Annotated in this window: 22 protein-coding genes; 8 read left to right on the top strand and 14 right to left on the bottom strand. The window is 72.2% G+C overall.

Annotation, left to right across the window (positions count from 1 at the left end):
* Positions 1–19 precede the first annotated feature (19 nt).
* Positions 20–664, top strand: a complete 645-nt coding sequence (locus tag ACWGJ2_RS05515; protein WP_453344686.1) for a GNAT family N-acetyltransferase — start codon at positions 20–22, stop codon at positions 662–664.
* Here the strand turns inward: ACWGJ2_RS05515 and ACWGJ2_RS05520 are convergent.
* The 4 genes from ACWGJ2_RS05520 to ACWGJ2_RS05535 all read right to left on the bottom strand — a co-directional run bounded on the left by ACWGJ2_RS05520 (position 616) and on the right by ACWGJ2_RS05535 (position 4,725).
* Positions 616–1,011: a hypothetical protein gene (locus ACWGJ2_RS05520; protein ID WP_453344636.1), complete on the bottom strand. Its 396-nt coding sequence runs from the start codon at positions 1,009–1,011 to the stop codon at positions 616–618. The genes ACWGJ2_RS05515 and ACWGJ2_RS05520 overlap by 49 nt on opposite strands.
* 64 nt (positions 1,012–1,075) lie before the next feature.
* On the bottom strand, positions 1,076–3,382 hold the full coding sequence (locus tag ACWGJ2_RS05525) for an MMPL family transporter (protein ID WP_453344637.1): 2,307 nt from the start codon (positions 3,380–3,382) through the stop codon (positions 1,076–1,078).
* A gap of 248 nt (positions 3,383–3,630) precedes the next feature.
* Entirely contained in the window at positions 3,631–4,245 is a 615-nt protein-coding gene (locus ACWGJ2_RS05530) for an RDD family protein (protein ID WP_453344638.1), read from the bottom strand.
* A gap of 93 nt (positions 4,246–4,338) precedes the next feature.
* Complete coding sequence (locus ACWGJ2_RS05535) at positions 4,339–4,725, bottom strand: ATP-binding protein (protein ID WP_453344639.1); 387 nt, start codon at positions 4,723–4,725, stop codon at positions 4,339–4,341.
* A 237-nt stretch (positions 4,726–4,962) separates the two neighbouring features.
* Between ACWGJ2_RS05535 and ACWGJ2_RS05540 the strand changes: the two genes are divergently transcribed.
* The 4 genes from ACWGJ2_RS05540 to ACWGJ2_RS05555 all read left to right on the top strand — a co-directional run bounded on the left by ACWGJ2_RS05540 (position 4,963) and on the right by ACWGJ2_RS05555 (position 6,934).
* A complete protein-coding gene (locus tag ACWGJ2_RS05540) occupies positions 4,963–5,799 on the top strand; it encodes a helix-turn-helix domain-containing protein (protein ID WP_453344640.1) in 837 nt (278 codons plus the stop codon).
* Positions 5,796–6,062 carry a DUF397 domain-containing protein gene (locus tag ACWGJ2_RS05545; protein ID WP_453344641.1) on the top strand — a complete coding sequence of 89 codons (267 nt, stop codon included), beginning with the start codon at positions 5,796–5,798 and terminating at the stop codon, positions 6,060–6,062. Before ACWGJ2_RS05540 ends, ACWGJ2_RS05545 begins: the two co-directional genes overlap by 4 nt.
* A 65-nt stretch (positions 6,063–6,127) precedes the next feature.
* Positions 6,128–6,454 carry a DUF397 domain-containing protein gene (locus ACWGJ2_RS05550; protein WP_453344642.1) on the top strand — a complete coding sequence of 109 codons (327 nt, stop codon included), beginning with the start codon at positions 6,128–6,130 and terminating at the stop codon, positions 6,452–6,454.
* Between the two features lie 15 nt (positions 6,455–6,469).
* Complete coding sequence (locus ACWGJ2_RS05555; RefSeq protein WP_453344643.1) at positions 6,470–6,934, top strand: GNAT family N-acetyltransferase; 465 nt, start codon at positions 6,470–6,472, stop codon at positions 6,932–6,934.
* Between the two features lie 7 nt (positions 6,935–6,941).
* Here ACWGJ2_RS05555 and ACWGJ2_RS05560 read toward each other — a convergent pair whose 3' ends face one another.
* The 4 genes from ACWGJ2_RS05560 to ACWGJ2_RS05575 form a co-directional block, all read right to left on the bottom strand.
* Complete coding sequence (locus ACWGJ2_RS05560) at positions 6,942–8,105, bottom strand: methyltransferase domain-containing protein (protein ID WP_453344644.1); 1,164 nt, start codon at positions 8,103–8,105, stop codon at positions 6,942–6,944.
* A 15-nt stretch (positions 8,106–8,120) separates the two neighbouring features.
* The gene (locus ACWGJ2_RS05565; protein WP_453344645.1) at positions 8,121–8,585 is read right to left on the bottom strand and encodes a nuclear transport factor 2 family protein; all 465 of its coding nucleotides are present in this window, start codon (positions 8,583–8,585) and stop codon (positions 8,121–8,123) included.
* 90 nt (positions 8,586–8,675) lie between these two features.
* Complete coding sequence (locus ACWGJ2_RS05570; protein WP_453344646.1) at positions 8,676–9,107, bottom strand: RidA family protein; 432 nt, start codon at positions 9,105–9,107, stop codon at positions 8,676–8,678.
* A 65-nt stretch (positions 9,108–9,172) separates the two neighbouring features.
* A complete protein-coding gene (locus ACWGJ2_RS05575) occupies positions 9,173–10,342 on the bottom strand; it encodes an endonuclease/exonuclease/phosphatase family protein (protein WP_453344647.1) in 1,170 nt (389 codons plus the stop codon).
* A gap of 306 nt (positions 10,343–10,648) precedes the next feature.
* Between ACWGJ2_RS05575 and ACWGJ2_RS05580 the strand changes: the two genes are divergently transcribed.
* Positions 10,649–11,554, top strand: coding sequence for an AMP-binding protein (locus ACWGJ2_RS05580; protein WP_453344648.1), 906 nt, complete (start codon positions 10,649–10,651; stop codon positions 11,552–11,554).
* Between the two features lie 106 nt (positions 11,555–11,660).
* Here ACWGJ2_RS05580 and ACWGJ2_RS05585 read toward each other — a convergent pair whose 3' ends face one another.
* On the bottom strand, positions 11,661–13,127 hold the full coding sequence (locus ACWGJ2_RS05585) for an MFS transporter (RefSeq protein WP_453344649.1): 1,467 nt from the start codon (positions 13,125–13,127) through the stop codon (positions 11,661–11,663).
* Between the two features lie 248 nt (positions 13,128–13,375).
* Positions 13,376–14,755, bottom strand: a complete 1,380-nt coding sequence (locus tag ACWGJ2_RS05590) for an MFS transporter (RefSeq protein WP_453344687.1) — start codon at positions 14,753–14,755, stop codon at positions 13,376–13,378.
* Positions 14,756–15,094: 339 nt separating this feature from the next.
* Here ACWGJ2_RS05590 and ACWGJ2_RS05595 point away from each other — a divergent pair, with 339 nt between their 5' ends.
* Entirely contained in the window at positions 15,095–16,807 is a 1,713-nt protein-coding gene (locus ACWGJ2_RS05595; RefSeq protein WP_453344650.1) for an AMP-binding protein, read from the top strand.
* Positions 16,808–16,848: 41 nt separating this feature from the next.
* Here ACWGJ2_RS05595 and ACWGJ2_RS05600 read toward each other — a convergent pair whose 3' ends face one another.
* Positions 16,849–17,703, bottom strand: coding sequence for a helix-turn-helix transcriptional regulator (locus ACWGJ2_RS05600; protein WP_453344651.1), 855 nt, complete (start codon positions 17,701–17,703; stop codon positions 16,849–16,851).
* A 170-nt stretch (positions 17,704–17,873) separates the two neighbouring features.
* Here ACWGJ2_RS05600 and ACWGJ2_RS05605 point away from each other — a divergent pair, with 170 nt between their 5' ends.
* Positions 17,874–18,896 (top strand): aldo/keto reductase, encoded by a 1,023-nt coding sequence (locus ACWGJ2_RS05605; protein ID WP_453344652.1) that lies wholly within the window; start codon positions 17,874–17,876, stop codon positions 18,894–18,896.
* 54 nt (positions 18,897–18,950) lie between these two features.
* On the opposite strand, the gene ACWGJ2_RS05610 is transcribed toward ACWGJ2_RS05605, so the two are convergent.
* The 3 genes from ACWGJ2_RS05610 to ACWGJ2_RS05620 form a co-directional block, all read right to left on the bottom strand.
* On the bottom strand, positions 18,951–19,358 hold the full coding sequence (locus ACWGJ2_RS05610) for a DnaJ family domain-containing protein (protein WP_453344653.1): 408 nt from the start codon (positions 19,356–19,358) through the stop codon (positions 18,951–18,953).
* Positions 19,359–19,447: 89 nt separating this feature from the next.
* Complete coding sequence (locus ACWGJ2_RS05615; protein WP_453344654.1) at positions 19,448–20,173, bottom strand: hypothetical protein; 726 nt, start codon at positions 20,171–20,173, stop codon at positions 19,448–19,450.
* A 276-nt stretch (positions 20,174–20,449) separates the two neighbouring features.
* Positions 20,450–21,907 carry a catalase gene (locus tag ACWGJ2_RS05620; protein WP_453344655.1) on the bottom strand — a complete coding sequence of 486 codons (1,458 nt, stop codon included), beginning with the start codon at positions 21,905–21,907 and terminating at the stop codon, positions 20,450–20,452.
* Positions 21,908–22,063 lie beyond the last annotated feature (156 nt).

The following is a 22,063-nucleotide window of genomic DNA, read 5'->3' on the forward strand; positions in this document are numbered from 1 at the left end:
CGTGGACGAGAGCACAGACATGGACGTCAGCACACAAGACACGAGCGCCCAGGACACCAGCACACAGCGCATACGGATCAGACCGGGCGGCCCTTCCGACGCGGAGGCCGTTCTCGGCATGCTCGACGGCGCCGTGGCGTGGATGAACGCGCGGGGCAACACCGAGCAGTGGGGCACGACACCGTACTCGCGGAGGCCGGGCGGGGCGGCACGGGTGGAGCGGTACACGGCCGAGGACGACCCGTACATCGCGGAGCTGTCCGGGGCTCCCGTCGGCGCCCTGATCCTGGGTACCGGGCCCAGCCCGCACATGCCGATCGCCCCGGCCGGGGAACCCGAGCGCTATGTGCGCCTGCTGGTCTCCGACCGGCGGCACGCCGGTCTGGGCATCGGTGCCGCGCTGCTGGCCCGCGCCGTGGAGGAGGCCCGCCGGGCGGGTGTCGGCCTGCTGCGGGTGGACTGCTGGGCGGGCGGCGGAGGCGAACTCGTCGCGTTCTACGAACGCAACGGCTTCACCCCCACCGCCCGCTTCCTGGCCGGAGACGCGGGCACCTGGCCGGGCCAGGTACTGGCCCGGCGCGTCGACGGGACGCACACATGTGACGAGGGGGAGGCTCACGGGCGGTCTCCCGCGAGGGGCGGGGCGGGGAAGCCCGCGGCGTAGGACCAGATGTGGGGGAGGCCCTCCAGGTGGCCGGCGATCTGTACTCCCACTGGCGTCCGCACCGGTAACCGCCGTGTCGCGCACAGGAGTTCACGGCGGGACCGTTCCAGTTCCCGTACCGCCCCGTGCCCCCATCGCACCGCCATGGCCAACCGGGCGCGGGTCAGCGCGCGACCCGCGCGGCGCAGGTGGGGCGCGGCCGTGGGGGCGCCGCGGCCGAGGGCTTCGATGCGGGTGCGCAGCAGGCACAGGTCGTACCAGAAGGTGTACGAGACCTCGGCCAGCCACACCTGGTGCCCGAGCGCCCGGAGGGCGGGTCGTACGAGGTGGTGGTGAGGGACGTGCATGGCGGGTTTTCCTTCCTGAGTGCGACGGGGCGCGGACGGGGGTGACGGGGCGGGCGGGCGGGGCTCAGCCCGTCGGATCGGGCCCCGGTCTCGGCCCGCCACCCCCACAACCCGGGCCCGCCCCCGCCCCCTCCTCCCGCAGCCCGAACCTCCCGTGCAGCCACCGCAGGGGCCGCGGCGCCCACCAGTTGGCCCGCCCCGCGAGCCGCATCGCGGCCGGTACGAGCACGGCACGTACGAGCGTGGCGTCCACGACCACCGCCAGCGCGAGGCCGAAGCCCAGCAGCTTCAGCAGGGTGATCCCCGACGTGGCCAGGGCCGCCATCGCGATGGCCACGGCCAGCGCCGCCACCGTCACCAGCCGACCGGTCTGCTCGATGCCGCGCTCCACGGCGAGCCGGTTGTCGTCCGTGCGGCGGTACTCCTCCTGGATGCGGGAGAGCAGGAACACCTCGTAGTCCATGGACAGTCCGAAGGCCACGCAGAACACGAGCAGCAGCATGCAGGCGTCCACCGTGCCGGTCTGCGCGGACACCCCCAGCGCACCGGCCGCGTGGCCGTCCTGGAAGACCCACACCACCGCGCCGAAGCACGCGCCCAGGCTCAGCGCCCCCACCAGGACCGCCTTCACCGGGATCAGCACGCTGCCGGTGAAGAGGAACAGCAGGAGTGCCGTTGCCGTGCCGATCAGGGCCGCGGCGGTGCCCAGCGCGTCGCGCAACTCCCGCTGCGTGTCCGCGAACCGGGCCGCGTCGCCGCCGACCCACGCGGTGTGCGCGACGGGCGTGTCCCGCACCTCGCGTACGGTGTCGGCCGCCGTCTCCGACTCCGGCGTCGCGTCGACGTGCAGCGACAGCCACGCCCCCTCGGCCCCCGGTCCGGACCCGGACCCGGAGCGGCCCTCGGCGGTGCGCCGCCCCTCCCGGTACCGGTCACCCGTGCTCGCGGCCACCTCCGTGACGGCACCGGCCGTCGACAACCGCCGCGCGTAGTCGCCGAGTTCACCCTCGCCCGGCCCCTCGTCCGCGCCCTTGCCCGCCGCCTCCAGGTGGGGGAGGACCACGACGGCCGTCGTCCCCGACGCGCCCGTGAACCCGTCCTTGATCTCCTCCGCGACGGCGTGGGACTCGGCGGACCTCGGCAGCGTCCGCTCGTCGATCGGGCCCAGCGTGAGGTGTGCGACGGGCGTCGCGAGGAGGCAGAGGACGGCGAGCGCCGCCGCACCCCACGCGACGGGCCTGCGGCACACGGCCCGCGCCGCACGGCGCCAGCCGGGGCTGGACTCCCAGGGGTCCCCGCCGGAACCGGCGCCGCCGCCCCGTGGCAGCAGCCGCGCGGCCGGGTCCCAACGCTCCAGATACGGCCCCAGAAGCAGTAGCAGCGCCGGGAGGAGGATCAGCGCGACGAGCCCGGCGCACACCGTCACGACGATGCCCGCGCACGCCATCGAACGCAGGAAGCCGACGGGAAAGACGAACAGTGCCGCCATCGCGAGCGCGATCGTCGCGACCGAGAAGCCGACGGCCCGGCCCGCCGTGCGCAGGCACACGGCCACGGCGTCCGGCGGCGCGAGGCCCTGGGCGGTCTCGTGCCGGTAGCGGGTCAGGAGGAACAGGCAGTAGTCGACGGCGAGGCCGAACCCGAGCGCGGTGGTGAGGTTCGCGGAGAAGACGGAGAGGGACATGGCCGAGGACAGCGGCCTGAGCAGCGCCAGCGTGACGACCGAGGCGACGGCGGCCACGACCACGGGCAGAAAGGCCGCGACGAGAGAGCGGAAGGCGAAGACGAGGACGAGGAACACCAGGGGTGCGGTGAGGAGTTCGGCCCGTACGAGATCGTGCTCGCTGCCGTCGGTCGACTGGACGGCCGTCCACGCCGTGCCCGTCGCCCCCACCTTCAACCCGCCCTGTTTGCCGGTGAGTTGAGGGACGAGAGTGCGCGCCGTCTCCGTGCGTTCGGCGTCGGATCCTGACAGTACGGCGGTGGCGAGCGCGGCGTCGCCGTCGTCGGCGCGCTGGGTGCGGTCGCCCGTCGTCCAGTACGAGTGCGCCGACAGCACTCCGGGCGCGTCCCGCAGCCGCTCCGTCAGCTTCCGCCCGTCCCGTACGGCGCCGGGAGCGTCCACCCCGCGCCCGCCCTTGCCCGTGCGGGCGAGGAGCGTCAGGTGCGGCGGCCCCGCGTGGAAGCGCTCGGCCACGTGGGACTCGGCGCGTACGGCCTCCGTGCCCGACGCGTCGAAGCCCCCGCTGACGAGCTTGTCCCAGGTACCGCCCGCCACCAGCGCGCACAGCACGGTGACCACGGCCACCATCCCCGCGACGCCCCACGCCCGCCGCCGCGCCCCACGCGCCGCCCTGCCGTCAGGGCGCACGGCGCCGCGCCTTGCCCGTCCCGGCGTACGGGGAACGCCGTATCGCGCGGCGAGCGGCCGTGCGGCGAGCGGCTCCCGTACGGGAGCCGCGACGAGCGGCGGGCGAAGAACAACGGTTCATGGAGCCTGCGTTGCCGGTCGCGGACGACGGGATGCGCGAAGTCCCCCGTACGGGAGGCGCGACGGCGGCGTAAACCCCCCGATGGGGTGCTGACGGCCCGTCGTCGCGCGGTCACTCGACCGGTCGGCTACTGCCAGGTGCCGGTGGGTCCGGGGCCGGGCTGAGGAAGGGGCACCGCGTCGACGGGGACGACCACCACGCTGGTGAGCTTGTCGGCGAACGTCTGGTTCTTCTCGTCCCACAGGGGCCACCACCACCCGAGCCCGAAAACCGCGTAGTTGAGGCACTGGAGCAGTCGGCGGCCGAGCGCGAGACCGATGCCGAGCGGCTGCCGCACGTTGCGCTCGCGCACGGCCCGGATGCCGAGCACCCCCTTGCCCACCGTCTGCCCGGTCAGGCCCTCGCGCATCAACTGGAAGACCACGGCGACGATCATCGCCAGGATCCCCAGCCAGGACAGGATGCTCGCGACGACCTCGCTGCTCTCGCCCGAGCTTTCCCCGATGCCGATGGCGATGCCCATCAGCAGCCACATCGGCCCGAAGTTGATCGCCACGTCGAGCAGGAACGCGCCCGCACGCTGCCCCCAGCCCGCACGCGGAGGGAGCGGCGGCGCGAACGCGGACGCGTACGGGAGTCCGGGCTGGGGTGGCATGGCGTAGGGGCTCCCGTTCGCCCCGTACGGCTGCTGCTGGGGCGGGTAGCCGTATGGCGACTGGGGCGGCGGGCCGGGGTGGCTCACTGCGAACACTCCTCGTGGACATCCCGTGAGAGGGAGCTTTGCTGTCGGCGTCACAGGCTATGAGGCCCGTCGCCGACCTCCGTCGACGGGCGGTCAGCGGACCGAGATCTCCGCCCACACCGTCTTGCCGGGCGTCGTGGGCCCGGCCGTCGTGACGGCCCACCGGTCCGCGAGCCGCGCGACGAGATACAGCCCGCGCCCGCTCTCCGCGTCGGGCCCTGTGACCCTGCACGACGGCCGACGCTCGCCCCTCGTGTCCGTCACCTCGACGCGGATGTGGTCCTCCGTCGTGAACAGACAGAGCTGGAAGTCCCGCCCGGGAACGTGCCCGTGGCGCACCGCGTTGGCGGTCAGCTCACCCGCGATCAGGGTGACGGTGTCGTTGATCTCCGACCCCTGCGGATACCCCCACCCGTCGAGCCGCCGCGTCACGAGCCTGCGCGCGAGACGCGCTCCGCGCGGGGTGGACGTGAAACGCATGGCGAAACGTTCCTTGACTACGGAGAGTTCAGGTTCTGGCCCGCATTCCGAATTCCGGAAGGAAATTGGTGCTTGATTTTCGGTCGTCATGGCCCCGAGCCTGTAGTCCCGTGCATAGCCTGACCAGGAATTCAGGGCGGACGAAGGCGCTTCGTACCCCCCAAGCGCGTTTCTTGGCCGGACTGACGGTCGTTACGCGGTGTGAAGGTGACGCCAACGAATCACGGAGGTACGGAGATGACGCAATCCGAGCGACCGGAACCGCCGGACGGAGACGGCTCCGCCGCCTTTCTGCGGTGCTTCGGCAAGCAGATGAAGCTGTTCCGCGAACGCGCGGGCCTGACTCAGCCTGAGTTGGGCGACAAGGTGGGTTACGGCGGTGACCATGTGGCCTCCGTGGAAAGGGGACGCCGCATCCCGAAGCCGGAGATGATCGACGCGGTCGACAGCGTCGCCAAGGCGGGCGGCGTGCTCAGCGCGATGAAGGAAGAGGTCGCGCGTGCGCGGTACCCCGCGTTCTTCCGTGACGCGGCGCGGCTGGAGATGCAGGCCGTTGAGCTGAGTGTCTACAGCAGCCAGGCCGTTCCGGGATTGCTCCAGACCGAGGAGTACGCACGGGCGGTTCTCACCATGCGACGGCCGTTGCTGGACGAGGAGACTGTTGAGCAGCGGCTCGCTGCGCGATTGGAGCGCCAGGAATTGATCGACCGGCGCCCAGCTCCCGTGCTGAGCTTTGTGATCGAGGAATCGGTATTACGTCGCCCGATCGGTGGGAAGCAGTCGCTGCGTGGGCAACTGGCACAGTTGCTTTCGATCGGACAAAAGCGCAACGTGGAGATCCAGGTCATGCCCACCGATCGCGAGGACCATGCCGGTCTGGACGGAGCGTTCAGCTTGCTCAGTCCGAAGGGGGGCGAACAAGTCGCGTATATCGAAGGTCAGGGACGCAGTTCGACGGTCACTGCCCGGGAAGAAGTCCGCGCCATCGCCGCACGGTATGGGATCATCCGTGCACAGGCACTCACTCCGCGTGAGTCGTTGGCCTTCATCGAGAGATTGCTGGGAGAACTATGAGCGTCGAAGAGACGGTCGCAGCCGGACGTGAACTGGCGTGGTTCAAGTCGAGCTACAGCGGTGGCGATGGCGGCCAGTGCCTCGAAGTCGCCGTTGAGTGGAAGAAGTCCAGCTACAGCGGCTCGGAAGGCGGCGAGTGCGTAGAGGTCGCCAACTGTCCCGGGACGGTTCATGTGCGGGACTCGAAGGACACGACGGGACCGGTGCTGTCCTTCGGCCCGGCCCGTTGGGCGGACTTCGTCACGTACGCGACGCATCGCTGACGTCTCACGGGCCGGGTCCTCTGGGGCTCGGCCCGTGTTCCTTCGTTGAGGGAGTTGGTAGAGCTATGGGCGTTGGAGATGCGGCCTTAGCAGGGCGCGAGCTGGCGTGGTTCAAGTCGAGTTACAGCGGTGCTCAAGGCGGGGACTGCGTTGAGGTTGCCGTCGAGTGGCGGAAGTCGAGCTACAGCGACGGTGAGGGTGGCCAGTGCGTCGAAGTCGCTGTCGAGTGGCGGAAGTCCAGCCACAGCAGCGGTGAGGGCGGGGAGTGCGTCGAGGTCGCCAACTGTCCTGGAACGGTTCATGTGCGGGATTCGAAGGACGCGGCTGGTCCGGTGCTGTCCTTCGGTTCGGCTCGTTGGGCGGACTTCGTCGCGTACGCCACGCACCGCTGACACGTGGCGGTCCGCATGAACGCCGTTGCCGTGCGACAGGCGGTCCCGGCCGACAGTGAGGTCTGCTTCCAGCTCCACAAGGCAGCCATGGGCGACTACGTCGCGGCGATCTGGGGCTGGGACGACGGCGAGCAACGCGTCTACCACGAGCGCGGGTTCGACCCCGGTCGATGGCAGGTCATCACCGTCGACGGGGCCGACGCGGGCATATTGGTCGTCGAGTACCGCGCGACCGAGGTCTACCTGGGGCGGATCGAACTCCATCCCCGCTACCAGGGGCGAGGCATCGGTGCCGGGCTGATCCGGTCCCTGATCGAAACCGCGGCCCAGCGGCGCCAACACCTCATCCTCGACGTGCTCGCGGTCAATGCCCGTGCCCATGCCTTCTACCAGCGGCACGGCTTCCGGGAGGTGGCCCGGCACGGGGAGGACAACAGGAAGATCCGCATGCGCTTCACTCACCAGCAGACCAACGAGTGAAGGCCGCTCAATCGCGGGCCTGGGCTCCCGGGCCCGGACCCGGCGCCCCCGTCGAGGCGATGACGCGGCCCGGTTCGTCGAGCCACACGTGCTGGCCGTCAGGGGTGACCGTGATTCCGGCGCGGTCGCGTGGGGGGCTGCCGTGGCGCGTCCAGGTCTGCCACGCCTGGAGGGCTTCGTCCCACAGGCGCCGGGGCCCGTACTGGGCGATGACGTACTCGTGCTGGCCGGGCACATAGTCGGCGGCGGCCCAGGAGGAGCGGTCGTCCGCGAGCAGCCACCACGTCACCTCGTCGCTGCCGTCCCGGGCCTCGATCTCCACGTGCCACGCGTCGGGCAGGAAGAGGCCGATCCAGAACTGTGCGTCGGCGTCGCGGGCGATCTCCAGCGGGTCGACGGTCGTCCGCGTCTCCACCGCGTCCGCCTGGTGGTGGAGGAAGTCGCTCAGGAAGCCGCGTGGCGGCCGGGCGGTGCGCGAGCGCATGAAGGCCGGGTAGCCGGAGAAGCGGCCGTGTGCTTCGCCGTCGGAGACATCGAGCGCGGCGAACGAGTGGGAGAAGAAGCTCCCGCCCCAGGGTGCGACGATCCGGCCGCGAGGGGCCTGCTCGACCCAGGCGTACGGGATCTCCGGCACCGTGTAACCGGCGATGATCCGGTCGTACGGCGCACCGTGCGGCCATCCGGCCACTCCGTCACCGCACACGATGCGTGGGCTGTACCCGGCGCTCTGTACGTTCTTCACTGCCTGCTCGACCAGTACGGGATCCACGTCGAGGGCGGTGACGTTGCCGGAGCCGAGCCGGTGCGCGAGCCATGCGGCTTGCAGGCCGGTGCCCGCGCCCACGTCCAGCACCCGGTGTCCGTCGGCGACCTGGAGGAGGCCGAGCATCTCCAGCATCATCGACGGCATCGAGCTGGAGGAGGTCGGCAGCCGGTACTCCCCTTCCTCCGTGGGGCGGCCGTCGTTGACCTGGGTGGTCAGCGGCAGGTCACCGTAGACGGCCGTCAGCCACGCGTCCGGGCTCGCGTCGCGGGAGACGGTCCCGTGGGGCGTCTCGACGGTGTCGGGCAGGAACAACTCCCGCCGCACGGCGGCGACGCTCTCCTCCCACCCCTGAAGGGGCGCGCCCTTGTTCCGGAGGATCTCCAGCAGCCGCTCAGGGTCCGACACCGGCCCGCGACCCCCTTACTTCTTCTCTTGTGGGACGGGCTTGCTCCGGCCCGCGAGGGCGTCGGCCCAGCCGCCCTGGATCATGGTCTGGAAGCGCCATTCTCCGCCTTGCCTCACCAGGACATCGGCGTACCGCATCCGTTGCGTGCTGTCCCCCACCGTCATCGTGGAGTCCGTGAAGACGACGGCGAGGCTGGCGGAGAGGAAGTGCGGGGTGCGTTCGGAGGTGAAGTGGACCTCCTCGTCGGCGCTTTCGGCCATGACGCCCGTCATGGTGCGCACGTACTCCGCGCGGTCCCACTGGCCCGTCCACGCCTCGCCGTCGGCGCCATCGGTCACCAGGTTCATGGGGAAGACCGCCATGTCCGCCATCTCCTCGACCTCGCCCCGCGCCGCGAGCGCGTCAAAGCGCGCGAACCACTCGTCCAGCGAGCGGCGGTCCTCTTCGGTCGGGGAGTACGGGGTGGTGGTGTCCTGCATCAGCGCCTCCAAGGGGGCGTCCGGGTGCGATTGGTCAAGTTTGACTAATCGCTTCAACGTAATACCCGCCTCGTCATTGGTCAAACTTGATTAATCGCGCGGCGGGAGAGCGACGGTGAGGTCCAGTTCCACGCGCTGTGCGGGGAAGCCGAGCTGGGCGACGCCCAGCAGCGTGCTGGCCGTCGTGAACGCGCCCGCCAGCGGCGACGCGTTGAGCCGGTTCCACACGGCGGCCAGGACCGGCCGGTCGTCGCTGACCACGTAGATGACGGACCGTACGACCTGCTCGGGGGACGCGCCGACCGCGGCGAGTGCGGTGAGCGCGTTCGCCGCCACCTGGTCGGCCTGCGCCTCGGGGTCGTCGGGTGCGACGACGTTGCCGTCCGCGTCAAGGGGGCACTGTCCGGCGAGGTATGCCGTCCGGCCCGTCTCCACGACGGTGATGTGGTGGTAGCCGGGGGTCGCGTGCAGCTCGGAGGGGTTGATGCGGGTGATCGGTGCGGTGGAGTCCGTGGAGTTCATGGGGGCAGCCTCCACGAACGGTCTCGTCGGCCGCCATCCGTTTTCGGGGCGCTCCCCGCGCCGGATCAGTACAGCTTCACGTCGGCGATCAGCGCGCGGTGGTCCGTACCGGGGAAGTCGAGGAAGCGGGTCTCCGTCGCGACGAGGCGCTCGCCGAGCAGTATGTGGTCGATCTGGGCGCCGAGCGGGGGTGCGGCGGGGCGGGGCCAGGTCGGGGTGCGCGACAGGCCCGTCTGGCGTGCCGCGTCCTGGAGGCCGGTGTCCAGGAGGTCGCGGAACGCGGCGTGGTCCTGCGAGGCGTTGAAGTCCCCGGCGACGATGGTGGGTTCGTCGGCGTGCGCCTCCGCGTACTCGCGGAGGCGGCCGAGCTCCTCGCGCCAGGAGACCATCGAGTCGGGCTTGGGCGGCATGGGGTGCGCGACCTGGAAGCGCACGGACCTGCCGTGGACGTCGGCGACCGCGCCCGGCATCGCCATGCGGCTGTCCACGGAACTCTCGCCGCGCAGCGGGTAGACGCTCAGCAGCGCCGACCCCTCCGATGTGCGGCCAGGGACGATGACGCGGTACGGGTACGCCTTGCGCACCTCCTCGGTGCGCAGCGCGTCGGCGCACCGCGTGTCGCACTCCTGGACCGAGACGAACTGGGGGTGCTCCGTCAGCACCGTGTCCAGCAGCGGTTCCGTCGCGCCGCCGAACTGGAGGTTGGCGCTCAGCACGCGGAACCGCGCCTTCGCCGGGCTCTCGCCCGAGGCGGCCGGGGCGTCGGGCCCGTAAGGGAGCGTGAACCAGCCCGTCGCGACCAGCACGATCACCGCCCACAGCGAGAGCAGGACGCGACGCGCGAGGATCGCGCACAGCAGCGCCAGCCAGCCGGGGGCGAGGAACCAGGGGAGGAAGGCGAGGAGCTGGGGCACGGGTGTGGGGCCGTCGCCGTCCGAGGCGCGGATGGCGAGGAGCACGCTCAGCGCCGTCAGCAGCAGCGTGGCGAACCAGGCGAGGGGGCGGCGGAGACGGGCGCGGCGCACCTTCGCGCGCTCGGCGTCGGGGTGCGGGCCTTCCGGGACGCGGTCGCGGTCGCCGTTGGGGCCACCGTCACCGTCACCGTTGGCGTCGCGGTGCGGGTCCGGCCCCTCCGGGGCGTGCGCGGGCTCGGCCGTGGGCCGGGGCGGGCGGCGCGCGGACGTGCCGCGCTCGGCTCCGCGCCGGTCGTGATGCTCCTCTTCCCCCGTCAGCACATCACCGATGGTGCCTCATCGCGGGGCCGTACGGGCGGAAGCGGCGCCCGTACGGCCGGTTCCGCGTGCCCACGGGGCGCGATCCGGGCCCGTGCGGGGGCCCGGTGCCGGGTGCGACGCGCGGGGCGCGTCGGCAACACGCGGACGGCTGAGCCCGGAGGCACATCCCGACGGCACATTTTGCCCGGCCAAGGTATGGCGTGCGCGGGCGTGCCGCGAAGATGATGCACGGGCCGGGCCCGTACGCGGAACGACGCGCGACGAGACCTGGAGCCGCGACCCTTGACGCCGCACCAGGAGGAGCGCGTGAACCCATCGTCCAGGCCGCCGAACCCGGCAGCCTCTTCCTCCTCTTCCTCCTCTTCCTCCTCTTCCTCCTCTTCCTCCTCTTCCTCCTCTTCCTCCTCTTCCTCCTCCTCTTCCTCCGCCGACGACGACGCGTCCGCGCCGGGCGGCGGAACCCTGGGGGAGCGGCTGGACCTGGCCGCCGAACGGTTCCCCGAACGCGAGGCGCTGGTGGACGTGGCGGGCGGCCGGAGCTGGACGTGGGCCGAGTTCGCGCGCTACGTCGAACTCCTCGCCCTCGGCCTGCTCGGCAAGGCGGTGGCCAAGGGCGAGCGCGTCGGCGTGTGGGCGCCCAACTGCGGGGACTGCGCGCTGATCCAGTTCGCCGTGGCCCGCGTCGGCGCCGTGCTCGTCAGCGTGGACCCGTCGGGCGGCGCGGTGGGGCTGCGCGAGGCGCTGCAACGTTCCGGTACGGAGATCCTGTTCACGGTGGAGGCGTACGAGGACCACGTCGAGGAGGTGTGGGACGACTGCCCCGAGCTGCGCGACGTGTTCCCCTTCGGCGACGGCTGGTCCGAGCCCATGGACCTGGGCCTCCAGATCGGCGACCCGCGCCGGGTGGCCGAGCGCGAGGCGGAGCTGGGCGCGGAGGACCCGGTGGCCGTCCCGTACGGCACGGCGGAGGCGGAGCCGCTCACCCATCGCGACCTCGTGAACGGGGCCCACGCGCTCGTCGGGAAGGCCGAGGACGCGGGCGCGGCGCGTGGTGGCCCGCTGGCCGAGCTGCCGCTGAGCCATCCGCTGGGCACGGCGCTGGAGCTGCTGGCGGCTGCGGAACACGGCGGCCGCGTCGTCGTCCCGCCCCCGCCCTCATCCCCGTCCCCGTCGCCCCCGCCCGCAGCACCCGCGCCCCGCACGGACCGGTGACCCGCGCCGACCGATGACCCGCGCGGCCAGTCGGGGGGGGCGACGAGAAAGTGGCGAGGCCGCCGGTTCTCTCCGCGCCCGTCAGGCGCCGCGCATACGCGCCTGCTCACGCACTGCCGCGCGTGCGGCCGGGCAGCAGGACGAGCAGCAGGCTCGGCACGAGGAGAAGGGCGAAGGCGGCGGCGTAACCGGCCGGTCCCGACGCGCCGAGCGCCAGGCCGACGTTGAGCACGGCGGCGGACATGCCCAGCACCGCGATCTGGCCCAGGTTCTGGTTCGTCTGCATCGCGCCGCTGGCGTAACCCCGCCTGCCCGGCGGGCTGTGCGAGAGCGACAGCACGATGAGCGATGGCTCCAACATGCCCATGCCGATGGCGGCCAGGGGCATGGCCGCGGCGGCGGTCAGCGCCGGAACGCCGGGAAGCGTCCCCACCACTGCGACGACGACCGCCGCCGCCTGCACCAGCGCGCCGAGGCCGACCAGCCGGTGCCGGGGCCAGTTCTCCAGCACCCGCCCCTGCACCCAGGAGGCGCCCGCCCACATCACGGAGGCGCTGGTGAAGACCAGGCCGATCACCACCGCCGTCACCTGCCGTTCGGCGACGAGCATCAGCGGAACGAACGCCTCCAGGGTGAAGAACACCCCCGAACCCAGGCCGCGCAGCAGCACCGTGGCGGGCAGGCCACGCGCCGCCCGCCAGGTGCCCACGGGCAGCAGCCGGGGAGCCAGGAGCACCAGCAGGACCAGGCCACCGGCCGCGAACAGTGCGTGGTGTGCGCTCCAGCCCGACACCCCGTACTGCCCCAGCGCCGCGCCGACGCTCACGGCACCCGCGACCAGCAGGGCCGGGCGCGGCGAGCGCTCGCCCGGCCGCCCGTCCGGCCGCCCGTCCGGCCGCCCGTCCGGACGCTCGTCGGTCCCCGCCCGGCCACGGCCGCGCAGCACGGCCACCAGTGTGAGCGCCGGTACGAGCGTCAGCGCGGCCAGCCCGTAGAACACCGCCCGCCACGACCACCACTCGGTCACCAGCCCTGCCAGCGGAGGGCCCGTCAGGGACGGGACGATCCAGCTCGTGCTCATCAGGGCCAGCGCGCGTGGCCGCAGCCGGTCCGGATAGGTCTCCCCGATGGCGGTGTTGACGGACACCGCGACCATCCCGGCCGCCAGCCCGTCCAGGAAGCGGCCGGCCGCGAGCTGCCAGACCGTGGTGCTGGTGGCGGCCACCAGCAGGGTGACGACGGTCAGCGCCATGCCCGCCGCCAGGGGCCGACGGGCACCGGAGCGGTCGGCCCAGTGGCCGCCCAGGACGCCGCCCAGCAGGCTCGCCGCCACGAAGCAGCCCGCCACCAGCGGGAACAGGGCGACACCGTCGAGCGCCTTGGCCGCCGTCGGCAGGGTGGGGACCACGGCCAGCGCGGCGAAGCCGGTGAGGAACATCGTCGCGGCGAAGCTGACCGTGGCGGCCACGTACCCGCGCGAGAACAGGCCGCCCCCGGCCTCTCCGGTCTGCCCGGCCTCTCCGGCTTCCTCGGTCTGGTCCGGGCCCTGACGCGAGCCGGGTAATCGGGGCATTCCTTGGCCCTTCTCCCCGGCCGTGGGGGTGAGCGCCTTTCGGCGATGGCGGTGGCGGCGGCGCTGATGGTGGCGCGTCAGCCGCGGGAGGAGCGTTTATGCGCGGTGTCCAGCGATCTCGACGTCGGAAACCTACAGATCACGGCGAGTCTCCGTCAACAGGTATAGACCAGCCCTGCGGGTTGGGTTTGAGTGCTCATGACATGTAGCCGTAAATACGGACACGTTGTGCGAGGTGTGGCACTCGGTCATGTCCGCGGCCCGGGCTCGGACGGAGAGCCGGCCGTCAGGCCGCAGAAGCCGGACGCGACGCGCTCGGCCGTCGCCGCGGCCCGTCGCCCCGTCGTCAGCACCCCGAGCAGCAGCACGGCGGCGCCGCAGCCGGTGATGATCCACCAGCCGAGGGTGTGCATCCCGGCCCCCACGGCGGCGCCGATGACCGCGACGCCCAGCGCCGAGCCGACCTGACGGCTGGTCGACGCGATCCCGGCCGCGACCCCCGCCTGGGAGCGCGGCATGCCGGAGACGGCGGAGTTGGTGATGGGCGCGTTGACCAGGCCGAAGCCGATGCCGAAGAGCACGTACGAGGTGAACAGCAGCGGGTCCGAGCCCTCCGCGTCGAACCCCGCGAACAGCACGCCGCTCGCCACGATCGCCACCCCCGCCAGCACCAGCGGCAGCCGGGCGCCACGGGTGCCGACCAGATGCCCGGACAGCGGCGCGAAGGCCGCCGTCATCACGGCCATGGGCAGCAGGTGCAGCCCGGCCTCCAGGGCCGACATGCCGCGGTCGTTCTGGAGGTAGAGGGTGTTCAGGAAGAGGAACCCGGCCAGCGCCGAGAAGGCCGTGACCGCCGTGAACGTGGCCCCGGTGAAGGGCACGCTGTGGAAGAAGCGGAGGTCGATCAGGGGCTCCTCGCGGCGCCGCTCGTAGAGCACCAGCGAGACCAGCGCGCACGCGCTGACGGCGAAGCAGCCCAGGATCAGCGGCGAGGTCCAGCCGCCGCCGCTCGCCGAGCCGCCCTCGATGATGCCGAAGGTGAGCGTGCCCAGCGCCAGGATGACCAGCAGTTGGCCGACCGGGTCGATGCGGCGCGCCCTGGGCGCCCGCGACTCGGGCACGTAGCGCGCGGTGAGCACCAGCGCTGCCAGGCCGATGGGCAGGTTGAGCCAGAAGATCGAGCGCCAGCCGACGGAGGCGACCAGCGCGCCGCCCAGGATCGGCCCCGCCGCCATCGCGAGTCCCACGACGCCGCCCCACACGCCGATGGCGCGGGCCCGCTCGCGGGGCTCGGTGAAGGTGTTGGTGATGATCGACATGGCGACCGGGTTCAGCATCGAACCGCCGATGGCCTGCACCGCGCGGAAGGCGATCAGCCACCCCAGGCTCGGCGCGAGCGCGCACAGCAGCGACCCCGCCGTGAAGAGGGCCAGCCCGGTCTGGAAGATCCGGCGGCGGCCCACCCGGTCGGCCGTCGACCCGGCCAGCATCAGGAACGAGGCCAGGACCAGCGTGTACGCGTCGATCGTCCACTGGAGGCCCGAGACCGAGGCGTTCAGCTCCCGCTGGAGAGAGGGCAGGGCCACGTTCAGCGCCGTGTTGTCGAGGCTGACGATCAGCAGGCTCATGCAGCAGATCGCCAGTACCAGGAGCCGTCGCCGGTGCGAGAGCGCGGGTCCCGAACCCGAACCGGAACCGCCGCCGGAACCGGAACCGTCGCCGGAGCCGCCGCCGGGGTCCGTGCCCGTGCCCGTACCGGTACCCGTGCCGGTGCCCGGACCCGTGCCGGAAGTGCTGCTGGTGCGCGATGACATGTCCCCAGCATCCACCCTTCGACACACACCTGCTGCTCAGGGGTGGTGCGCGGGGGCCCGCGAGTCGCACGATGTGCGGCAGCGACCGGCTGAAGCGACTGGCCGAGGGACGCGGCCCCGTGAAACGGACGCGCACCACCACGAGGAGGAGAGATGACGGCGACCACACCCCGGGCCACCGGGGCACACGGTGCCTTCCGCGCCGCACGGGACACCCTGCTGCGGCACAGGACGGACTACGAGGCGGCCCACGCCGCCTTCTCCTGGCCCCGGATGGAGCACTTCAACTGGGCGCTGGACTGGTTCGACGCCGTGGCCGAGGGCAACGACCGCACCGCGCTGCACATCGTGGAGGAGGACGGGAGCGAGGGCCGCTTCAGCTTCGACGAGATGCGCGCCCGCTCCAACCGCGTCGCCAACTGGCTAAGGGAGCGGGGCGTACGCGCGGGCGACCGCGTCATCCTCATGCTCGGCAACCAGGTCGAGCTGTGGGAGACCCTGCTCGCCGTGATGAAGCTGCGCGCCGTCGTCATCCCGGCCACGCCACTGCTGGGACCGGCCGACCTCGCCGACCGCGTGGGGCGCGGCCGGGCACGGCACGTGATCGTACGGGCCGAGGACACCGGCAAGTTCGACGGCGTGCCCGGCGACTACACCCGTATCGCGGTGGGCCCGCCCCTCGGGAACCCCGAGGGGAACCCCGAGGGGCGGCAGCCGTGGCTGGCGTACGAGGACGCCTACCGCGCCCCCGCCACGTACGAGCCGGACGGCGTGACCCGCGCCGAGGACCCGCTGCTCCTCTACTTCACCTCGGGCACCACGGCCCGGCCCAAGCTGGTGGAGCACACGCACGTCTCGTATCCCGTAGGCCACCTGTCCACCATGTACTGGATCGGGCTGCGCCCCGGGGACGTGCACCTCAACATCTCCTCACCCGGCTGGGCCAAGCACGCCTGGTCCAACTTCTTCGCGCCCTGGAACGCCGAGGCGACGATCTTCATCTACAACTACACACGCTTCGACGCCACCCGCCTCATGGACGAGATCGACCGCGCGGGCGTCACCAGCTTCTGCGCCCCGCCCACCGTGTGGCGCATGCTCATCCAGGCCGACCTGACCCGCCTGGCCAACGTCCCCCGCGAGGCCGTGGCCGCGGGCGAGCCGCTCAACCCCGAGGTCATCGAGCATGTGCGCCGCACCTGGGGCGTCACCATCAGGGACGGCTTCGGCCAGACCGAGACCAGCGTCCAGGTCGCCAACTGCCCTGGCCAGCCGCTCAAGCCCGGCTCCATGGGGCGGCCCGTCCCGGGGTGCGCCGTCACCCTCGTGGACCCGGTCACCGGCGAGGCGGACGTGTCCGAGGGCGAGATCTGCCTCGACCTCTCGGCCCGCCCCGTGGGCCTGATGACGGGCTACCACGGCGACGAGGAGCGCACGGCCGAGGCCATGGCCGGGGGCTACTACCGCACGGGGGACATCGGGGCGCGGGACGAGGACGGCTACATCACGTACGTGGGCAGAAGCGACGACGTATTCAAGGCTTCTGATTACAAGATCTCCCCGTTCGAGCTGGAGAGCGCGCTGCTGGAGCACGAGGCGGTCGCGGAGGCGGCGGTCGTGCCGTCGCCCGACCCGCTGCGGCTGGCGGTGCCGAAGGCGTACGTGGTGCTCAGCGACGGCTGGGAGCCCGGCCCCGAGACCGCGAAGGCCCTGTTCGCGCACTCCAGGGCGACGCTGGCGCCGTACAAGCGGGTGCGGGTGCTGGAGTTCGCGCCGCTGCCGAAGACGATCTCGGGCAAGATCCGCCGCGTCGAGCTGCGGGGGCACGCGGCGGACTCGCCGGGTGAGGAGTACCGCGAGGAGTAGCGCGCGCCGGGGGGCGCCCCGGACCCGGTGGACCTCTCGGCTCAGCCGCCGACGTCCGGGGCGCCGACCTCCTGGAGGCCGACCACGCGGAGCAGTTCGAGCCGCTCGTGGGACTCGCTGCCCGGACGGGCCGTGTAGAGGACGAGCCGCTGGTCGTGCACCGGGCTCAGCAGCACCTCGCAGTCCAGCTCCATCAGCCCGACGACGGGATGCTGGAAGCGCTTGACGGCACTGCGGCGCACGGCGACCTCGTGACCGTCCCACAGTGTCGCGAACTCCTCGCTCCTGGCGCGGAGTTGGCGCACGAGAGCCGCCAGCCGCGCGTCGTCGCGCCGCCGCGCGTACGCGGCGCGCAGATCCGCCACGGCGGCGCGCGCCGCGCGGTCCCGGTCCTCGGGCGGGAAGAGTTCGCGCGCGGCGGGGTCGGTGAAGTAGCGCCAGACGGCGTTGCGTTCGGCCGCCGGACGCGCCGAGGCGTCGCCGTGCAGCGCCTTGGCCAGCGGGTTCTGCGCGAGAACGTCGCCTCGGTCGTTCACGACCTGGGCCGGGCTGTCCGTCAGCCGGTCGAGGACGAGGAGCAGTCCGGGCCGGACGTGCTCCGTGTCCGCGCGGTCGCGGGGCGGCTCCTCACCGGCCAGATGAAAGAGGTGGTCGCGCTCGTCGCTCGTCAGCCGCAGCGCGCGGGCGACGGCGGCGAGCATCTGACGCGACGGGCGCGAGCCCCTGGCCTGCTCCAGCCGCGTGTAGTGGTCGGTGGACATGCCCGCCAGCTGCGCCACCTCCTCGCGCCGCAGCCCCGGGGTGCGGCGCCTGGCACCCTGCGGCAGTCCCACGGCGGCGGGGGTGAGGCGAGTGCGGCAGCGGCGCAGGAAGTCGGCCAGCTCGGTTCGGTCCACGCTCCCACCATGCCCCGGAGCGCCGGGCGCAGCCAGGGACCGCCGGTCCCTGGATGACCGCGTCTCTCCCGCCCGTATCCGCGCCGCCGCAGTCTGGAGCGGTGCACACCGCACACCGCACACCGCACCGGAAGCGGCGCTCGCCGCCGCACGGAGAAGGCAGGAAACCCATGCAGTACCGCACCCTCGGCCGTACCGGCATCAAGGTCAGCCCGTACGCGCTCGGCACCCTGATGTTCGCCACCTCCATCGGCAACCCCGACCCCGCCGACTCGGTCCGCGTCATCCACAAGGCGCTGGACGCGGGCATCAACTTCCTCGACACCGCCGACGTCTACGGCGACTCCGAGGACGTGGTGGGCAAGGCGCTCAAGGGACGCCGCGACCACGTCGTCCTCGCGACCAAGGTCAGCCGCCCGATGGGCGACGACCCCAACCAGCAGGGCACCTCGCGGCGCTGGATCGTCACGGCGGTCGAGAACTCGCTGCGCCGCCTGGGCACGGACCACATCGACCTCTACCAGATCCACAGGCCCGACCCCGACACCGACGTCGAGGAGACGCTGTCCGCGCTCACCGACCTGATACGCAGCGGCAAAGTCCGGGCGGTCGGCACGTCCACGACGACCGCGTGCGAGATCGTCGAGGCGCACTGGACGGCCGAGCGGCGCGGCCTGGAGAGGTTCCGCACCGTGCAGCCGCCGTACTCGTTGCTCAGCCGCGGCATCGAGCGCGAGCTGCTGCCCGTCGCGCGACGCTACGGAATGGGCACGCTCGTGTGGGGCCCGCTCGCGCAGGGGCTGCTGTCAGGGCGTGTCCGCAAGGGCGGGCAGAACGAGCTGGTCCGCGCCGGTCTTCTCCGGCACCTCAACGACGAGCGCAGGCTGGACGCCGTCGAACGGCTCATCCCGCTCGCCAAGGAGGCGGGCATGCCGTTGACGCACCTCGCTGTGGCGTTCACGCTCGCACACCCCGGCGTGACCAGCGCCATCATCGGGCCGCGCACCATGGACCACCTCGACGACCTGCTCGCCGGAGCGGACGTCGTGCTCAGCGACGAACTCCTCGACCGCATCGATGAGATCGTGCCGCCCGGCACCGACATCGGCACGCTCGACCAGGACCCTGTGCCCCCGGCCCTGCTGAGCCCGGATCTGCGCCGCCGCCCCGCCGCGGAACGCGCCGCCGCCTGACGCCGCGCCCCGCGTGCCGGAGCGGTGGCGGGCCCTGCTACAGGTACCGCCCCGCTACAGCCGGCGCCGCAGGGCCTCGCGCCACTCGCGGACGATCTCCTCCGCGTCGAAGGGCACCAGGTTGTGAGGCGGCCCGGCGGGCGGGGTCCTGATCGCCTCGGCGATCTTCTCGTTGATCTCCGCCACGATCCGGCGCACCTCGCGCTCGGTCCTGGCCGAGGCGGCGGCGGCCCGCGCGTCGTCGGCCTCCTTGCGCAGGGCGAGGGAGGGCGGGAGGTACGAGAGGTTCTCGCGGACCATCTTCTCGCGCAGCCACCACTGTTCGTCGTAGGGCGCCCGCTCGCCCGCGAGGGGCTTGCCGGCGCCGGGGAGGTCGTCGAAGGCACCGCGCTCGGTGGCCTCGCGGATCTGCCGGTCCACCCAGGATTCGAAGCTGATACCGGGTGGCTTGCGCTCGGTCACGCTGGTCTCCTCCCTGGCCCTTACGGCCGCTGCGGCCTCCCTCTCAGTGTGCCCCACGACCGTCCCGCCCACGGTTCACGTGGCCCGTCTCACGCGGTCGCCCTGATGAGGTCGTCGGCCGGGTCGTTCACGGGCTGGGGCGCGCCCGTCAGGTCCAACACGAAGAGGGGGACGGACAGCTCGTCCGCGCGGGCGCGGGCGTCGCGCGCGTAGCCCGCGAGGGAGAAGCAGACGGCGATGGCGGACTCGTTGAGCCCGTTCAGCCAGAGGGTCTCTATCTCGCGCAGCGACGTCGGCGAGGTCGTCGGATCGACGTGCGCGACCACGCCAGGACCGCGCAGGTCCACGCCGGAAGCGGGCCGCTTGTCCGCCACCCGCACGTCCTCGAAGCCGAGCCAGCGCAGATACTGCGCCGACGCGGTCTTCGCGTCCTGCGCCGTGCGGATCGTGACGGGCCGGAACGCGGGCCGGGGCCTGGGCGGCAGCGGCGTCCGCACCGGCGCGGGCGCCGGGGACGCCGGGGACGCCGGGGCCGGGGGAGAGGCACGCAGCCGGGCGTGGTCGACGGGGAGCCTGAGCGTCGCCCCGCACTCGCACCCCAGCTCGGGCTGCGGCCACTCCTCCGACGACCCGCACGCGGGGCACCGCACCCGCACCCAGGAACCCGCCCACGTGCGGTGCTCCACCTGGACGGGCACACCACCGCGCAGCAGCGGCAGCGCCACGGGCGCTCCGCAGGCGCACGGATACACCGGCGCCGCGTAGGTGTGCTCGCGACGGCATACGGGGCACCGTACGGGCACGCTCTCGGCCATGTTCTCGGCTCCTGGGACGCAGACGACGGGCGGACCGACATGTCAATCGTCCCTGACCGGGTGGGCCTCGTGTGGCGGAACCGGAGAGTACGCGAAGTATGTGTCCTCCGGAAGCGGAGCCCGGCCGGGCGCGGACGTGCCCGGACACCACAAGGCCCCGCACCACCGGCCACCCCTCATCACTGGGCCGGCGGTACGGGGCTGCGCATCGGGCCGACCTCCCAATCGGCCCGCGCGCGGTCTGCGGCGCCCCGCTCGGGCGCCCTCTCTCAGGGCTCAGGCGTCGCGCAGCTCGCGCACCGCTTCCTCGACGCGCTTGCCGTACTCGGTGTCGGCGGCGGCGAAGTGCGCGATGTTCTTCTCGACGATGTCGTCGCGGCTCACCTGCGAGAGGCCGCCCGCGATGTTCGCGATCAGGCGTCCCTTCTCGTCCTCGGACATCAGCCGGTACAGCTCACCGGCCTGGAAGAAGTCGTCGTCCTTGATGTGCGCAGGGGCCTCGTGGGTGCCGGTGTGGCCTGTGAGGAGGCGCGGCGCGGACAGCGGCCTGCCGCTCTCGGCGGGCCCGTCGAAGGAGTTGGGCTCGTAGTTCTTGGCGTGGCGCGCGTAGGCGTTGGCCGCCATGAGCCCGTCGCGCCCGTAGTTGGCGGCGACGGTGGCCTTCGGCGCGTTGACCGCGAGCTGGGTGTGGTTGACGCCGAGCCGGTAGCGGTGCGCGTCCGCGTAGGCGAACAGGCGGCCCTGGAGCATCTTGTCGGGGGACGGGCCGATGCCGGGCACGAAGTTGTTCGGCGAGAACGCGGCCTGCTCGACCTCGGCGAAGACGTTGTCCGGGTTGCGGTCGAGCACGAGGCGGCCCACGCGCTGGAGCGGGTAGTCCGCGTGCGGCCACACCTTGGTGAGGTCGAAGGGGTTGAAGCGGTAGTCGTCGGCCTCGGCGGCGGGCATGAGCTGCACGTACAGCGTCCAGGACGGGTACACACCGCGCTCGATGGACTGGAGCAGGTCGGTCTGGTGGCTGTTGGGGTCGCTGCCCGACAGCTCCGCGCCCTGCTCGCTGCTGAGGCAGCGCACACCCTGGTTGGTCTTGAAGTGGTACTTCACGAAGAAGGCTTCGCCCTCGGCGTTCGTCCACTGGTAGGTGTGCGAGCCGTAGCCGTTCATGTGCCGGTAGCTGGCGGGGATGCCCCGGTCGCCCATGAGCCAGGTGACCTGGTGGGTGGCCTCGGGCGAGTGTGCCCAGAAGTCCCACACGTTCTCGGGCTCCTGCTTGCCGGTGAACGGGTCGCGCTTCTGCGAGTGGATGAAGTCGGGGAACTTCAGCGGGTCCTTGATGAAGAAGACCGGGGTGTTGTTGCCGACGAGGTCGTAGTTGCCCTCCTCGGTGTAGAACTTCAGCGCGAAGCCCCGCGGGTCGCGGGCCGCGTCCGGACCGCCGAGGCTGTCGGCGACGGTGGAGAAGCGGATGAAGGTCTCGGTGCGGCGGCCGACCTCGCCCAGGAAGTGCGCGTGGGTGTAGTCGGAGACGTCGTCCGTCACCTCGAAGTAGCCGTACGCGCCCGAGCCGCGGGCGTGGACGACGCGCTCCGGGATGCGCTCGCGGTTGAAGCGGGCGAGCTTCTCCAGCAGGTGCTGGTCCTGGAGGAGCAGGGGGCCACCGACGCCGGCGGTGGCGGAGTTCTGGTTGTCGGCGACCGGGGCGCCTGACTCAGTCGTCAGCGTGGGCTTCGACATGGTGACCTTTCGTGCGAGGCATACGGAAGACGGTTTCCGCATGTTGGAGCGTAGAGTCGGCCTCAGAGGCCGTCAACAGTTTGTTGAAGTTGATCGGCGCGGCGGGAGAGGCGGGGGAGACGGGTGCCTCCCCGGGCCCCTCCCGCCGCGGGGCGT

It is taken from the genome of Streptomyces sp. NPDC054796 (genome assembly GCF_053611545.1).